Source organism: Anoxybacillus sp. LAT27, from assembly GCF_022030075.1.
Lineage (GTDB): Bacteria > Bacillota > Bacilli > Bacillales > Anoxybacillaceae > Anoxybacillus > Anoxybacillus kestanbolensis.
Genome location: NZ_JAIWYK010000075.1, coordinates 18,475 through 33,495, shown reverse-complemented (window position 1 = coordinate 33,495; position 15,021 = coordinate 18,475). Strand labels below are relative to the sequence as shown.

The window sequence follows — 15,021 nt, the reverse complement described above, 5'->3', positions numbered from 1 at the left end:
TGTCGAAAAAATTTTTTTGGCACCCCTATGATGCCAAGAAACCTTGATATATCAACATTTCTAGAGGGAGGAGATGAAGGAATTAATCATTATATGGATGAATGGGTAGCCCCAAAACTAAAAAAACAATATGGAATTACACTTGAACGAATTCCAATGGATACACACGAAATTTTACAAAAATTACTAAACGAAAAGAAAGCAGAGAAAGAGAAAGGAACAATCGATATCATTTGGATTAATGGAGAAAACTTTAAAAATGCTAAAGAGAATGATTTACTATTTGGTCCTATCACGAACAAACTTCCTAATTTCCAAAAATATATAGACGCTCACAGTTTAAATATACAATATGATTTCGGTACAGCTGTAGACGGATTAGAAGCACCATGGGGAAAGGTTCAATTTGTATTTTTGTATGACGCAAATAAAATATCTCAGCCGCCTAGAACATTTGCTGAGTTAAAGCATTGGATAAAAGAGCACCCTGGAAAATTCACTTACCCTGAGCCAACGGACTTTACAGGAAATGCATTTTTACGTCACCTCCTTTACGAGTCAGTAGGCGGATCTGAAAAATTACTAGAACGAGGGTATGATCCACAATTTGTAAAAAATAAAGCAGAGAAAATGTGGACATATTTAAATGAAATCAAACCGTATTTGTGGCATAGGGGAGAAACGTATCCGAATTCTTTAACAGAACTTGATCGTCTATATAGTCAAGGAGAAGTATGGATGACAATGGGGTACAATGAAGCCCGAGCAGAAAGTCTAATAAAAAACGGAATATTTCCGAAATCTACTCGTTCTTTTGTGTTTGAATCTGGATCAATCGGTAATACACATTTTTTAGCTATTCCTTTTAACAGTCCAAATAAAGCCGGTGCGATGGTAACCATTAACTTTCTTCTATCCCCTAAAGCACAGTTAGAAAAGTTTCGTCCAACATATTGGGGAGAAGGCATGTCATTAGATCCGAGCAAGTTATCTGAACAAGACCAACAAGCATTAAACGAAATCAATCGTGGGAAATCAGTATTACCATCAGATATCTTAAAAAAGCACTTACTTCCAGAAGTAGATCCGCGTTACGTGGGATGGCTGAAGGAGAATTGGCTCCATGAAATTGTCCGGAAAAAGTAATTTGTTGTTTCTTCTTCCACCATTTATTTTAACAATTGTACTCGTTGGATACGGAGTGATCATGGCTATCTCAGAAAGTATACACAAGAACGAACAATTGACTTTCCAATATTATGTCGACGTATTCGCAAACGATATCTTTATTGCATCGCTGAATTATAGCCTTTCGATTGCTTTTGTATCCACCTTTTTTTCTATATTCATTGGTTTATTGATTACAAGATGGCTTTATCATTGTTGGAAAAACGATTTTTTGAAAATTGTATACTGGATTCCAATGTTATTTCCTCATTTTGTTTGGGGATATATGATGGTGTTATTGTTTTCACAAACTGGATGGTTTTCTTCACTTGTATACAATATAGGTATCATTCATAAACCGAATGAATTTCCAGTCATCATAAATGATTCTCATGGAATTGGAATAATAATTACGTACGTTTTAAAAGAAACGCCTTTCGTTATACTCATGCTTCTTCCAGCCTATCATCAACTGAATCACCAGTCATCCTCCGTCGTGAGGACACTTGGTGGAAAAGAATGGGATGTATTTAAAACGGTTGAGTGGCCATGGATTATGCCGATTCTGTTCGAAACGAGCATCATCGTTTTTTCATTTATTTTATCTGCTTATGAAGTACCATATTTACTTGGCACGACGTATCCAAAAATGATTTCTCTCCTTGTTTACGAATGGTTTTTTGAAGGGGATTGGAGTAATCGTCCGAAAGCGTTCGCTGCTATGTTGAGTGTAACGATGTTTATTTTCTCTATTATGATGGCATATACTTCCCTCTTAATAAAGAAGCGATATCACATGATGAAAGGGAATGGAAAAGTGTGATTAGAAAGAGGAACAATCTCATTTTCTTTTTTTCTACTTTATTTCTAGTCATACCCGTTATCTTATTAGCATTAAAGAGTTTCTCTTTTTCTTGGAGATACGGGGATCTATATCCAAAAATATGGAGTTTGAACGGATGGGAAATTTTATTAAAAGAACCACGGATATGGCAAGCCATTCAATCTTCGTGGTTAATCGGTATTACCGTCGTTTTATTGAATTTATTAATTGCTATACCTGCCGGGAGAATCATTGCTTTTCATTCTTTCAGAGGAAAATGGTTTTTTGAGTTACTATTCACACTTCCGATCTTGATTCCAAGCTTAGCTGTAGTTATGGGACTTCATCTAACAATGATTCGACTAGGGCTCACTGACCATTGGATGGGCGTTGTCATCGTTCACTTACTTCCATCTGTTCCATATACAATTAAAATATTTCATGCTTCTTTTGAACGAATCGGACCGCATTTGGAAGACCAAGCTGTTTCACTCGGTAGTAGCAAATGGTACAGTTTTTATTCGATTTACCTACCGCTTCTTGTACCAAGTATAAGAAGCACTGTGTTTCTTGTTTTCGTTATTTCTCTTAGTCAATACGTATTGACGGCAATAATTGGTGGTGGAAATGTTGTGACAATTGCAACTCTTTATTTTCCGTTTTTATCAACAGTAAAGGAATCGGTTATCTCAAGCTTTTCGCTTATTTTTGCGATTTTGCCGCTGACTGTACTTCTCTTATTTGAGTTGCTGATTCAAATTTTTATTCCTTATCGAAAACAGAATGGTTGAGGTGTGTATATGAGAGATGCATTTATTTCCCTCAATTCTTTAAAAAAAGCATATGGAAATGAAACAGTTTTTCACTCAATTAATCTGGATATAAATGAAGGGGAAATGATCAGTTTGATAGGACCATCAGGAGCAGGGAAATCAACACTTCTTCGATGCATAGCAGGTCTGGAAGAATTAGATGAAGGTCATATATGGATTGAAGGAAAAGACATGTCAGCAGAGCCTGCTCATCGTCGCCCGATTGTCATGATGTTTCAACAACCGTTATTATTTCCCCATATGACAGTAACTGAAAACATAATGTACGGGTTAAATTTTACAAAAATGACAAAGAGGGAGCGACTAGAACAAGTCTCGTTATATTTAAAAAAAATTAACATGGAGAACTTTCGAGACTTTTATCCATCCCAATTATCTGGTGGACAGCAACAACGTATTTCACTAGCGAGAGCATTAATTACCAACCCAAAGTTGTTGCTGCTCGATGAACCTCTTAGCAGCCTTGACAATGAATTGAGAGCAGAAATTCGCTTATGGATGAAACAATGGTTAAAAGAAAAAAAAATAACGACAATTTTTATTACGCATGACAAGGAAGAAGCAATGTTGATTGGGGATCGAGTAGTTGTGATGGGAAAAAAAATAATTCAACAATGTGGGAGTCCTATACAAGTATATGATTACCCGGCTAATTCATTCGTCGCAGAATTTTTTAGCGATGGTATCGTCATCAATAACGAATTGTTTATTCATACGAAACATATAGAAATGTCTACTTCTCCAAATGAAAGATGGTATGTGAAATGGAAAGGGCTTGTAAAAGAAGCATTCATGAAATACGGGAAGTTTTTCTATCAGATAAATATCATCGATTTGCAAACAGATGTCATCATTCAAAGCGATGTTCCTTTTTCTAACATGCAATATGTTTGGGTTGGTGTGCATTCAAAGGGACATATTCAAACATTTAAAAAGGATGGAGAAACATGTTAAAACGAACAATATGGAAAGTAATCGTATCCATAGTCATTATTATCTTTATTATTTGGTTTAATCAACATTATATTAATATAAAACCACAAGCAATACGTGAGTGGATTTTATCTTTTGGAACATTTGCACCTATAATCTTTATCGGCATATATACAGTTCGTCCATTTCTTTTCTTCCCTGCTTCTATTCTTTCATTAGCAGCGGGATTAGCGTTTGGTTCATGGTGGGGGACTATCTACACTGTCATTGGCGCAACGTTGGGAGCCAGCTTGTCTTTTTTTGTCGCTAAAAAATTGGGAGAACGAATGATTCGTAAAAGTTGGAAAGGGAAAACAACGAAACTGCGAACACAATTACAAAAAAATGGGTTTGCGTATGTGCTTTTATTACGACTAGTTCCGATTTTTCCGTTTGATTTCGTCAGCTATTTAGCCGGAATAGCAAATGTGAAGTTCGTCCATTTTCTAATGGCGACATGGATCGGTATTATCCCTGGAACGTTTGCTTATAATTTTTTGGGCTCTAGTGTTGTTTCTGAAAATCAAATAATAATTGGTTTGGCCGTCTTTGTGTTTGTCATCGTTTCACTTATACCAATTATGACAAATACAAAAATACGACAAAAATTAGGATTACAACAGAAAGGAGAATAACCGTGCTCGATACACATGCAAGAAAATATGTGCAACCCCTTATTGAAACGACCGCTTCCTCTTTTTTGAAAATAGGATTAACGGCAAACCAAGTCACTATGATATCTTTTTTGATTGGTCTTTCTTCAGGAATTCTTTTTTATTTTGATTATGCAGTTGCAGCCATCGTCGTATTATGGATTTCTGGATTTTTAGATGCGGTCGACGGAACGATGGCAAGAAAGACAAACGTGTCGCCATGGGGCACAGTTATGGATGTAACATTTGATCGCGTTGTTGAAATTAGTGTCATTTTAGGAATTGCGTTTAAGTATCCTCATGTCCAATGGGCTCTTCTGTTATTGAGTGCTTCGATTATTTTTTCCATTACGGTGTTTTTAACAGTGGGCGCTGTTTCTGAAAAAAAAGGAATGAAATCATTTTATTATCAAGCGGGGTTGGCTGAACGTACAGAAGGATTTCTTTTCTTTTCTTTTATGATGTTGCTGCCTAATTATGTTCTGATTATTACGTTGTTATTTTTTGTAGTAGAAATGTTTACAGGGTTACAACGTTTACATGAAGCTCGACAACTTTTGCACTGAAAGGGTGTGAGATAATTGAAACAATATGATCTTATTGTCATCGGTGGAGGGGCAGGAGGATTGACTGTAGCTGCCGGGGCAGCTTCTCTTGGAGCGAGAGTAGCTCTTATCGAAAAAGAAACACACCTTGGTGGTGATTGCTTACATTTCGGCTGTGTTCCGTCAAAGGCGCTTATTAAAGTAGCTTCCGAAATATATGAAGCAAAAAAAGTAAGGGAATGGGGGATGAACATAGAAGGAAATATTAATTTAAATCAAGTTACACAGCGAATCAAAGCAGCCATTATGCACATTCAACACCATGACGATATTGACCGATTTAAAAAATTAGGGGTCGATGTGTATATTGGTAAAGGAAAATTACGTTCTGCTCATAACGTATGGATCAACGATGAGGAAACGATATTTGGAAAGCGCATAGTCATTTCAACAGGATCAAGACCTTTTGTGCCTCAGATTGATGGTTTAGAAAAAGTTAATTATTTAACAAATGAAACAATATTCAACATTGATTTCGTGCCTAAAAAGCTTCTTGTCATTGGCGGTGGTCCAATCGGTATAGAACTCGCTCAAGCCATGGCAAGGCTAGGGAGTGAAGTGATTGTTATTGAACGTTCTAATGAGATATTACAACAAGAAGATGAAGAAATCGTTCAATTAGTAAAAAAACAACTGATGCGTGAGCTAACGATATATACTAATGCATCTATTCAAAAAATCATAGCTACGGAAAATAATAGAAAAATTGCTGTAATCCGTACTCAGGACAGGGAAATCGAGATGGAAGCCACCGATATCCTGATTGCTTCTGGAAGAGTTCCTAATACAGATACAATTGATCTAGATAGAGCGGGTGTTCAGTACGATAACAAAGGACATATTATCGTGAATGAATATTTGCAGACAAATGTTCCGACTATTTATGCGATCGGAGATGTAAATGGAAAATTCCCATTTACACATGTAGCTGGAATGGAAGGGAAACTAGTTGTGCAAAATGCTGTACTAGGATTAAAACGAAAAATAAACTACGCGAATGTACCATGGGTCACATTCACTCATCCGGAAATTTTTCATATGGGATTAACAGAACAACAAGCTCGACAACAACACGATCGTATTCATATCTTTAAAACACCGTTATCTAATGTCGATCGTTTCGTAGCAGACTTCCAAACAGAAGGAATGGTAAAAATAATTACTGATAAAAAAGGGTACATCATTGGAGCACATGCTGTAGGCCAAAACGCAGGGGATTGGATGCAGGAAGTAGTATTTGCTAAGCAGTTTGGTAAAAAAATTGGTCAACTCTCTCATGTCATACACCCATATCCAACTCATGTAGCAGCCGTTCAACATACAGCTGACTTATATTGGCGCGAGAAATTATTTCGCGGCTGGATTCCAAAATTAGTGAAACAATACATTCGATTATTCCGATAATAAGCATAAAACAATAGGACGATCTAAGAAAAGGGACTCATTCTTGGCGAGTCCCTTCAATAATCTAATAGCTCTAATGCTTTTTCGACATGAATAGCTAAATGAATTCCTTTTTTAATAAAGCCGTCTCTTTTTAATTGACTCATAACTGCGCTTGTTGTTTCGCGCGATGCACCAACCATGCTAGCGATGTCTTGATGGGTGAGTTTCATTCCAATTGTTTGCCATTCCTTTTTTCGTTTTCCTGTTTTTTCGCTTAGTTTCAATAACAAATACAAAATCCGGTATTTCACATCACTTAAGGCGATTTTTTCACTTAAGCTGTATAATTCTTTTAACCTCGTTGACAATATATGAATAAGTTTCAAGGCGATTTTTGGATTTTTTTCGATAAATGTTTCAAATTCTTTTTTACCTAACAAGCATAAGTACGTATCAGTCATTGCTTCCGCATATATTTGATCATCCGTTAATGATAAAGTCGATGTTTCACCAAAAATATTTCCATCAACTAAAATATCAACTGTAAACTGCTTTCCTCTTGCGTTCATACGATACAAACGTACTTGCCCCTTTTTTAGCAAGAACAACGCTTCAATTTTTTTGTCTGGAGATAGGATAAGCGTTCCTTTTTTTACAGGTTTCATTTCGCTTATTTGATCAATGATGTGCAACTCTTCCATCGGTAGCTCATCAAGTAGACTAATTTGTGACAATAAAAATAACTTATCCACGTTGCATATGCCTCCTTAGCAATAAACTCCCTCTTTACATTATAGCTGTTTTTTTATCGATTCCTGTAATCCATCTTACAGTATGTGAGAAAATAATGGTGTAAAATAGTTACGCTAGGAGGTTTTTTTATGAATTATATTCTTTATACGATCGATGGTTGTAGTAAATGTCATATGGCACGAAAGCATTTACTTGAAGAAAATATCCCTTTTTTAGAAATAAATATATTAAAAAACCCTTCTGCTGCTATACAATTAAAGAAAAAGATGAAAGAGATCATTGCTCCCGTGCTCGTTTCAGATGACAGAATCATTGTCGGAAGTGACATTTTATTAATGAAAGGAGAAATAAGATGAGAAACGAAAATATTCAAACAATTAAAAATGCAAAACAAGTAATGGAAGATCAAAAAGAACAGATGGGACAGTTTCTTCACCTTGCAGAAGACATTGTAAACTTGTCCATTGTTTTATCGGAAATGTCTAGCCAAATTAACGAACAAGTAGACGAAGCAGCTACATATGCAAAAGATGGAAAATTGTCTATGGATGAGATGACGAAGGTGATGGAAAGTATTGATGGTTTATCTTCTATGTTATTAAATAAATCAAATATATTATTGGATTTGTCTACTTTATTAACAGAAATTATCCAATCGCTACACAAAATATCTGCCCAAACCAACTTGTTAGCTTTAAATGCTTCGATTGAAGCAGCGAGGGCAGGAGTAGATGGAAGAGGATTTGGTGTTGTTGCTCAAGAAATCCGAAAACTTTCTGATGAAAGCACAAATGCAACAACACAAGCTAGGCAATCGGTCACTTCTATTATCAATGAAATAAAGAGTATTTATCAATTATCTAAGTCAGGAAGAGAAGAAATGGAAAAAGGAATGGATATCGTCCAAAAAACAGTAGAACGATTTAATTGTATCGATCAATCAATTTCTCGTGTAAATCAACAAAAAGCTGATCTAACTTCCATTTCTTCCATATTAAAAGAAAAAAGCGCTCAATTGGGGACGTTAAGCAATTCCATTTCCCAAAATCGTCAAGTTATTGCAAAAGGATTAGATGCAGCGCTAGATGTATATAATTTACCAACCACAGAATGATGGGAGGGATGATGAGCAATATGTAGGGAACAGCACCGTGTTTATTAACTGCTGTTCTCATTCCATGCATACACACAATCGGCGCGCTAAGTATAAATGACCATCCAGCAACAGCGGATACTAACTTCTCTGAAAAAGATAAGTTAGAAAACAACCATGTAACAGTTCGAACAACAAATACAGCAACAATAATTGTTTTTAATATAAGTATAAAAAAGAATGTATAAGACAATCGAGTCCAATCAAAAAAAGCTATTTTTTGTATTGAAGTCATAATAAATAAATACAGTCCTACTGTCCCTAGTTGTTGCAACATGATCGTTTTTTCATCCGGTTTTAATTGTTTAGTTTTCGCTAATAAACCATAACAGAAACCACCAAACATTGCATACACATAATCATAAAGAAAAAGCACCGTTATATGTTGAGTAAGTACGACAATTCCGAATGAAAACAGGATAACATAAGCTGTTTCCCTCGTGAAAGGAATTGTCATTTTTTCTTGATACAAATGGTTGATTAGATCCATGCTATTAGAAATGTTCTGTTTTTTCAACCATTTACTCACGATCAGTAAAAAAACAGGTGTTAGAAAAAAACAATAGCTAACTGTCCATAACCCCAGAATACGATCTCACTTTGAATATAAGACGGGACAGTCAATTTGATGAAATCTTCATTATATGCAAAAAACCAGTCGTCCATAATAAAATTATACGGTTGTGGAACGAAATATGATATGAATGCGAAAGAAAATAATAATGCAACACATATTGCTAACAAAATGACGAAACGTTTGAAAAAAAGTTTATTCACAAAAAGGGATATTTGAAAGCCGATCGAGAATAAAAAAATAGTGACAGCAACCCTTTGAAATAAAAAAGGTGACTCTAGAGAATAATGAAAAATCACTTTTGTCAAAATAGTGATAATTAACAAAATAACACTTCCGATAAAAGGGATAGACAAGTAATAACGGTGTAAATGGTATTTGCGTTCAAGGAGTTCACTAATTTTAAGTATTATCCCTAATAAAGCAGTAAATAAAATAACCATGACTGTATATATCCCCCTATATTTATAACTTACAAAACAACCTATAGAAGAAACAAAAAGCTTAGATCCACAAAGGAGTGTAACTATGAAATACCGAGCTTATGTATTTGATGTGTATGGTACATTATTTGATGTGTATTCTATTTCTGAAAAGTGCACATACTATTTTGGGGATAAAGGCATATCAATCAGCCAATCATGGCGCCAAAAGCAACTGGAGTATTGTTTTTTACGCCAAATCATCGGCACGTATATCCCGTTTCACGAAATTACAAAAAACGCACTCCAATACGTATGTACTGTTGAACAAGTATACATAACAGAAGAAATCATTACCGATTTGTTACAAGCTTATCACTATCTTTCATTATTTACAGAAGTGAAACAAGCACTGGAAATGTTACAAAGCGAAACACTTGTTGTTTTTTCCAATGGCTCTGTTGATATGCTACTTCCTTTGCTAAATAATTCAGGGTTAACGAGCTATTTCCACTATATCGTCAGCGTAGATGAAATTAAACAGTATAAACCTTCTCCGCTAGCGTATCAGCACGTATGTAATCGGCTAAACATGCAGCCAAAAGAGATTTTATTTTTATCTTCGAATACATGGGATATTGTAGGCGCTAGCCAATTCGGATTTCAAACTGCTTGGATTAACCGTGAAAAAGCTACTATGGATTTACTTGGTGTCACACCTAATTATATGGTGAACAATCTGCAAGAGCTAATCGTACAACAGAAATAAAAAGAACATAGGGAGAGGGATCGAATTATTTTTCGATCCCTTCTTTAAGATTAATTCGTTACATTCACATCCGTCTCTGCCGTTTTTCTTTCTGCTATCTTAACTGTTGCTGCGAGAACAAACGAGAAAAATAAGTGCGTCATCAAACTCATTAATTGTTGTGGTTCAAAAGCATGGGCTATCATTGTTCCCATACCAAGCATAAGTGGCATAATCACTAGAGGACCTACAATCCAAATTATAATTCCATAAATGAATGATAAGATAAACATATGTTTAGTAAATGTGACAAGGTAACCAAATACTGCACCAAAAATGATACTAATTATCATATGAATACCCCAACCAACAACGGTACTTTTACTTCCCACCATCATCGCAATCATCGGAATCATCCCCATCATTTGCATCATAATCCCAAATATGATTCCGCCAACTACGCCACCAAGTACTCCTGTTTTTAATAAACGACTCATATTCAAGCACTCCTTGGTTTTAAATGTTGAAACCCATCGCGAATCGCTTGGTCGGTTTGGGACGAAATCCAAAGGCGAAGGAGCGGTTTTTTCCAACGAATTTTTTGCAAAATCCACCGTGCGACGAGTTCGCCTTCCCGTCCGGCGTCGGTGGCGATGATGCAGTTTTTAATGTCTGGGCGTTTTGCTAGTGCTTCGATGGCCCGAAACTGATGGCTCGTTTGTCGAATGACATTAAGCCCCATTTTTTCTGGGATAATCGGCAAATCTTCTAGCCGCCATGTTTTATAGGCTGGGTTATAATGCTCCGGCATCTTCAATTCAATTAAATGCCCAAGCGCCCATGTGACAATATAGTTCGGTCCTTCCAAGTAATGTTTATGTTGTTCCCGACAACCAAGTACGCGGGCAATTTCTCGTGCCACACTCGGCTTTTCGGCAAGAACAAGTGATTTCATCCGTTTTCCTCCTAACCACAAGACTACTTGTTCAGTATAGCGGAAAGGGGGGAGGTTTGCACCTTTCATATTTCAAACGAGTTAAGAAGTGTGATAAAATGGAAAAACACACGAGGTTTCAACAATTTCAACAAGAAGAAGCTGTGGGTTACGTTCGAAAAACAGTACAACATTCTTGAAGGGGAATCGAAATGGGGCGCATTATTTTTCATATCGACTGTAATTCGTTTTTTGCTAGCTGCGAAGAGGCGCATGACCCGTCGTTAAAAGGTAAGCCTGTTGTGGTTGCAGGTGATCCGAAAGAGCGAAGGGGGATTGTGCTAGCAGCAAATTATCTCGCAAAGCAGCTTGGCATTTATACGACGATGACGCTATGGGAAGCGAAGAAAAAGTGCCCGTCTCTTGTCGTGCGGAAACCGAATTTTTCGCTTTACCGCACAATAAGCCAGCAAGTGTTCGCGCTATTACATCGCGTTTCCCCGCTGCTTGAACGCGCTTCTATCGATGAAGGCTATTTAGATGTTACAGAAATGGCGCCATCTGTACATCCACTTATATTGGCTGAACACATCCAACGTGATTTACTTGAAACGGTTCAAATTCCTGTCAGTATCGGTATTGCACCGAACAAATTTTTAGCGAAAATGGCAAGTGAAATGAAAAAGCCTCTCGGCATCACGGTTTTACGCAAACGGGATGTTCCAAACATACTGTGGCCGTTAGCAGTGGAAAACATGCACGGAGTAGGAGAAAAAACCGCCAAAAAGCTGAGTGCGATGGGGATTGTAACGATCGGTGATTTAGCAAAAGCAGAGGAAATAGCTCTGCAGCAAACGCTCGGAATTTATGGCGCTCGTCTAAAAGAATGGGCAAACGGGATCGATCATCGCCCTGTCGACCCAGAAGAAGGGGAAAAGCGGAAATCGATTGGCAATTCGATCACTCTTCCGTACGATGTCACAGAGCAGCGGGTTCTTTTGGATATCCTTCGTGAATTAGCCGAGTCTGTCAGCCGACGAATGAAACAGAAGCGGGTGGTGTCGACAACCGTTCAGTTGACGATTCGCTACCACGACTTCCAAACGATCACCCGCAGCAAAACGTGGGACAACCCGTTTCAAGAAGCGGAAGAGATTTTTCGCTATGCGGCGTATTTATTGAAAAAACATTGGAACGGCGAGCCTATCCGCCTGCTTGGCATTACCGCACTAGACGTGTTTGATCGCAAAGAAGCGGTCAAACAGCTTGATTTGTTCCATTATGAAGAAGAAGCGAAAACCGAAGCGTTATGGAAAACAATCGAACAACTTCAAAAAAAATTCGGCACTTCTGTTATTCAACGAGGCGCCGAATGTGAGAATTAACGGAGAGTATAGCGCAATTCATTGTTATGCCCAATTCAAACATTTTCAACAATTTGAGTATATTTATTTTAGTCTGACTGGGAAACGGCCTCAACCGAAAATGAGCGAAAAATGTCCGGATGATTTCAAGCATGGGCTAGAAATTGCTTTGCAAGACGAGCAACAAACGGTCGATTTTTATTTAGAAATTGTGGACTATATGACAATCCCGTTTATAAAAGAAACATTTCGCCGGGCGGCGGCTGATGAACAAAACCACGCTGTCTGGTTTTTATACTATTTTTTGAAAAAAATCATGGGAGGGCAGAACAAAAACTGCCTCTTTTTTCACGGTTATTTTTAGTTTACATAACATAAATTATAGGAAGTTAAACAAATTGTATCTCATATAATAAGTAAACTTTTGTTTTTGAGACAGAAAAAAATTATAAGCCCGCAGCTAGTTACTAATGTATTTATGAGCGGCTGCGGGCTTATGATGAAACAAACACTGTATAATCCGTCCTTTCTTACGTCACTTATGCGATATCTTCACTATAATAGCGAACACCTTTGTATTGAATACGAATCGGAATTTGTTTTTCTTGTTCATACTGGCGACACAATTTTTTCGCTTTTACACACGCATCCATCATGCCATCTGCAATAATGGCTTCTTCCCATACAACTGGTTGTTGATGGTGTGTACTAAAAGTGAAGATGTACTGTTTCATACACATCCTCCTCTCTCAATTTATTTATATATTCATTATAATCATTTCGTTTATTATTATAATGCAAACCTGTATTACAAAAAAGCTTGAAACTGTTACAACATTGTAAACTTTTACAATATATTGTGTAAAAAACAGACCTAAGGATTACCTCAGGTCTGTTTCGTTACACTCATTTTCCAGCAGCTTTTTTCATTTGTTCTTCTTTACGAGTTGGCCAGCATTCAACACCTTTTAACCCTTCGATATCATCAGCATAGAATACTGGATTTTCTCCGCGTTTCCGTTTTGCCATATAGTCATCAAGCGCTTTAAATGCAATACGACCAAGTAAACCGATTGCTACTAAGTTTGTTAATGCCATAAGCGCCATCGCTAAGTCTGCTAAATCCCAAACGATTTGTAAGCTAGCAAGCGCTCCGAAAATAACCATTCCGATAGCTAGTACACGGTAAACGAATAATGCTGTTTTTCCTTTGCTAATAAATTCAATATTTGCTTCACCATAGTAATAGCTTCCGATGATTGAGCTGAAAGCAAACATGAAAATCGCCGCTGATAAGAAAATTCCTGCCCAAGAACCGAAGTGCTCAGAAAGTGCAGCTTGTGTCAATTCAATTCCAACAAGATCCCCTGTTTTATACGTATCTGATAATAAAATGATAAATGCTGTTGCACTACATACAAGCAATGTGTCAAAAAATACCCCTAACGCTTGAATAAAGCCTTGTTTTGCTGGGTGAGATACAGTTGCGGTTGCGGCTGCGTTCGGTGCACTACCCATACCTGCTTCATTGGAGAACAATCCGCGTTTTACCCCCATCATAATCGCGGCTCCCATACCACCACCAACAACTTGCTCTAAACCGAAAGCACTTTTGAAAATTAAAGCAATAATCGCTGGAATTTCAGTAATATTTGTCACCATTACATACAATGCTAATCCGATATAGAAAAATGCCATGATCGGAACGATAATTTCAGAGAAACGAGCAATGCGTGTAACTCCACCGAAAATAATAACTGCAGTTAATGCCGCTAAAAGGAAAGCGGTTACATAAGGATTCAAACTAAATGAGTTTTTAAACGCTGTTGCGATTGTATTACTTTGCACGGCGTTAAATGTTAATCCAAAGCTTGCGATAATTGTAAAAGCAAAAATCGTACTCATCCAACGTGCGCCCAATTGTTTTTCCATATAATATCCTGGGCCACCTTTAAAACCAACGTCACTTTTCACTTTGAAAATTTGTGCTAATGTGCTTTCAACGAATGCGCTCGCTCCACCTAAAATCGCAACAAGCCACATCCAAAACACCGCTCCTGGACCACCGATTGCAAGCGCCATTGCAACCCCAGCAACGTTACCTGTTCCAATACGTGTCGCGGCGCCAATGAAAAATGCTTGAAGTGAAGAAATTTCTTTTTTTCCCTTTCCTTCAGGAGATTTTTCCTTTAAAACTCGGAACATCTCTCCGATTAAACGAATCTGCGCAAATCTCGTTCCGATCGTGAAATACAAACCGAGACCGAGCAATAAACCGATAATGACATAAGACCAGAGAATGTTGTTTAAAAATCCGACTACTTGATTAATGAGCTCCATACACTTCCTCCTTAAAAATAAATAATTAAGATAATTAGTAAGATTATTAATCTTGCAATAGTATTATCTGAAAATTAAAATTATGCGTCAATAGTAAAAATTAGAAAAACATATACAATTTACAGCGTTAAAGGAACAAAATTGAAATTCAATTATTTTAATATATTATTTTAAAACGATTATGTTTACTACTCTTTTACTTTCGCATATAACATCCCGACACAATCTTTTTTTAAAAAAATTTTTTTGTTAACAAAAATTTTTTGATGATTAACATAAAAAACACCCAGAATG

General features: G+C 36.9%; 17 protein-coding genes and 1 pseudogene. 12 read left to right on the top strand and 6 right to left on the bottom strand.

Annotation, left to right across the window (positions count from 1 at the left end; all coding sequences use genetic code 11):
• From LD028_RS07770 to LD028_RS07740, 7 genes are all read left to right on the top strand, one after another.
• Positions 1-1,146: ABC transporter substrate-binding protein (locus LD028_RS07770; RefSeq protein WP_237811477.1), on the top strand; the 1,146-nt coding region annotated here is incomplete at its 5' end.
• A complete protein-coding gene (locus tag LD028_RS07765; protein WP_237811476.1) occupies positions 1,124-1,990 on the top strand; it encodes an ABC transporter permease in 867 nt (288 codons plus the stop codon). The genes LD028_RS07770 and LD028_RS07765, both read left to right, overlap by 23 nt.
• A 128-nt stretch (positions 1,991-2,118) precedes the next feature.
• Positions 2,119-2,781, top strand: a complete 663-nt coding sequence (locus tag LD028_RS07760; protein ID WP_237811475.1) for an ABC transporter permease — start codon at positions 2,119-2,121, stop codon at positions 2,779-2,781.
• Positions 2,782-2,790: 9 nt separating this feature from the next.
• Positions 2,791-3,777 (top strand): ABC transporter ATP-binding protein, encoded by a 987-nt coding sequence (locus LD028_RS07755; protein WP_238803078.1) that lies wholly within the window; start codon positions 2,791-2,793, stop codon positions 3,775-3,777.
• Positions 3,771-4,430: a TVP38/TMEM64 family protein gene (locus LD028_RS07750; RefSeq protein WP_035066427.1), complete on the top strand. Its 660-nt coding sequence runs from the start codon at positions 3,771-3,773 to the stop codon at positions 4,428-4,430. Before LD028_RS07755 ends, LD028_RS07750 begins: the two co-directional genes overlap by 7 nt.
• 2 nt (positions 4,431-4,432) lie before the next feature.
• Positions 4,433-5,014 carry a CDP-alcohol phosphatidyltransferase family protein gene (locus LD028_RS07745; RefSeq protein ID WP_237811473.1) on the top strand — a complete coding sequence of 194 codons (582 nt, stop codon included), beginning with the start codon at positions 4,433-4,435 and terminating at the stop codon, positions 5,012-5,014.
• 15 nt (positions 5,015-5,029) lie between these two features.
• The gene (locus tag LD028_RS07740; RefSeq protein WP_237811472.1) at positions 5,030-6,457 is read left to right on the top strand and encodes a dihydrolipoyl dehydrogenase family protein; all 1,428 of its coding nucleotides are present in this window, start codon (positions 5,030-5,032) and stop codon (positions 6,455-6,457) included.
• Between the two features lie 56 nt (positions 6,458-6,513).
• Here the strand turns inward: LD028_RS07740 and LD028_RS07735 are convergent, their stop codons facing one another.
• A complete protein-coding gene (locus LD028_RS07735) occupies positions 6,514-7,191 on the bottom strand; it encodes a Crp/Fnr family transcriptional regulator (RefSeq protein WP_237811471.1) in 678 nt (225 codons plus the stop codon).
• A 129-nt stretch (positions 7,192-7,320) separates the two neighbouring features.
• Between LD028_RS07735 and LD028_RS07730 the strand changes: the two genes are divergently transcribed.
• Both LD028_RS07730 and LD028_RS07725 read left to right on the top strand, forming a co-directional pair.
• Complete coding sequence (locus tag LD028_RS07730) at positions 7,321-7,548, top strand: glutaredoxin family protein (RefSeq protein WP_044732144.1); 228 nt, start codon at positions 7,321-7,323, stop codon at positions 7,546-7,548.
• Positions 7,545-8,306 carry a methyl-accepting chemotaxis protein gene (locus LD028_RS07725; protein WP_237811470.1) on the top strand — a complete coding sequence of 254 codons (762 nt, stop codon included), beginning with the start codon at positions 7,545-7,547 and terminating at the stop codon, positions 8,304-8,306. Before LD028_RS07730 ends, LD028_RS07725 begins: the two co-directional genes overlap by 4 nt.
• Here LD028_RS07725 and LD028_RS07720 read toward each other — a convergent pair.
• Entirely contained in the window at positions 8,248-8,862 is a 615-nt protein-coding gene (locus LD028_RS07720; protein WP_237811469.1) for a sodium/glutamate symporter, read from the bottom strand. The two genes, LD028_RS07725 and LD028_RS07720, sit on opposite strands and share 59 nt — an antisense overlap.
• Before the next feature lie 585 nt (positions 8,863-9,447).
• Between LD028_RS07720 and LD028_RS07715 the strand changes: the two genes are divergently transcribed.
• Entirely contained in the window at positions 9,448-10,110 is a 663-nt protein-coding gene (locus tag LD028_RS07715; protein WP_035066439.1) for a haloacid dehalogenase type II, read from the top strand.
• Between the two features lie 50 nt (positions 10,111-10,160).
• Here the strand turns inward: LD028_RS07715 and LD028_RS07710 are convergent, their stop codons facing one another.
• A complete protein-coding gene (locus LD028_RS07710) occupies positions 10,161-10,586 on the bottom strand; it encodes a DUF1440 domain-containing protein (protein ID WP_237811468.1) in 426 nt (141 codons plus the stop codon).
• A 14-nt stretch (positions 10,587-10,600) separates the two neighbouring features.
• Positions 10,601-11,044, bottom strand: a pseudogene (locus LD028_RS07705) (toprim domain-containing protein); the annotation flags it as partial.
• A gap of 191 nt (positions 11,045-11,235) precedes the next feature.
• Here LD028_RS07705 and LD028_RS07700 point away from each other — a divergent pair.
• On the top strand, positions 11,236-12,408 hold the full coding sequence (locus LD028_RS07700; protein WP_237811467.1) for a DNA polymerase IV: 1,173 nt from the start codon (positions 11,236-11,238) through the stop codon (positions 12,406-12,408).
• A complete protein-coding gene (locus LD028_RS07695; RefSeq protein WP_370642818.1) occupies positions 12,398-12,751 on the top strand; it encodes a ferritin-like domain-containing protein in 354 nt (117 codons plus the stop codon). Before LD028_RS07700 ends, LD028_RS07695 begins: the two co-directional genes overlap by 11 nt.
• Before the next feature lie 175 nt (positions 12,752-12,926).
• Here the strand turns inward: LD028_RS07695 and LD028_RS07690 are convergent, their stop codons facing one another.
• Both LD028_RS07690 and LD028_RS07685 read right to left on the bottom strand, forming a co-directional pair.
• Complete coding sequence (locus tag LD028_RS07690) at positions 12,927-13,121, bottom strand: hypothetical protein (protein WP_041638378.1); 195 nt, start codon at positions 13,119-13,121, stop codon at positions 12,927-12,929.
• 172 nt (positions 13,122-13,293) lie between these two features.
• Positions 13,294-14,727, bottom strand: a complete 1,434-nt coding sequence (locus LD028_RS07685; protein WP_237811465.1) for an alanine/glycine:cation symporter family protein — start codon at positions 14,725-14,727, stop codon at positions 13,294-13,296.
• Positions 14,728-15,021 lie beyond the last annotated feature (294 nt).

Excerpts from the sequence above, each read along its gene's own strand:
- LD028_RS07765 (WP_237811476.1), top strand. The coding sequence starts at position 1,124 with ATGAAATTGTCCGGAAAAAGTAATTTGTTGTTTCTTCTTCCACCATTT.
- LD028_RS07755 (WP_238803078.1), top strand. The coding sequence starts at position 2,791 with ATGAGAGATGCATTTATTTCCCTCAATTCTTTAAAAAAAGCATATGGA.
- LD028_RS07750 (WP_035066427.1), top strand. The coding sequence starts at position 3,771 with ATGTTAAAACGAACAATATGGAAAGTAATCGTATCCATAGTCATTATT.
- LD028_RS07730 (WP_044732144.1), top strand. The coding sequence starts at position 7,321 with ATGAATTATATTCTTTATACGATCGATGGTTGTAGTAAATGTCATATG.
- LD028_RS07725 (WP_237811470.1), top strand. The coding sequence starts at position 7,545 with ATGAGAAACGAAAATATTCAAACAATTAAAAATGCAAAACAAGTAATG.
- LD028_RS07715 (WP_035066439.1), top strand. The coding sequence starts at position 9,448 with ATGAAATACCGAGCTTATGTATTTGATGTGTATGGTACATTATTTGAT.
- LD028_RS07710 (WP_237811468.1), bottom strand. The coding sequence starts at position 10,586 with ATGAGTCGTTTATTAAAAACAGGAGTACTTGGTGGCGTAGTTGGCGGA.
- LD028_RS07700 (WP_237811467.1), top strand. The coding sequence starts at position 11,236 with ATGGGGCGCATTATTTTTCATATCGACTGTAATTCGTTTTTTGCTAGC.
- LD028_RS07690 (WP_041638378.1), bottom strand. The coding sequence starts at position 13,121 with ATGAAACAGTACATCTTCACTTTTAGTACACACCATCAACAACCAGTT.
- LD028_RS07685 (WP_237811465.1), bottom strand. The coding sequence starts at position 14,727 with ATGGAGCTCATTAATCAAGTAGTCGGATTTTTAAACAACATTCTCTGG.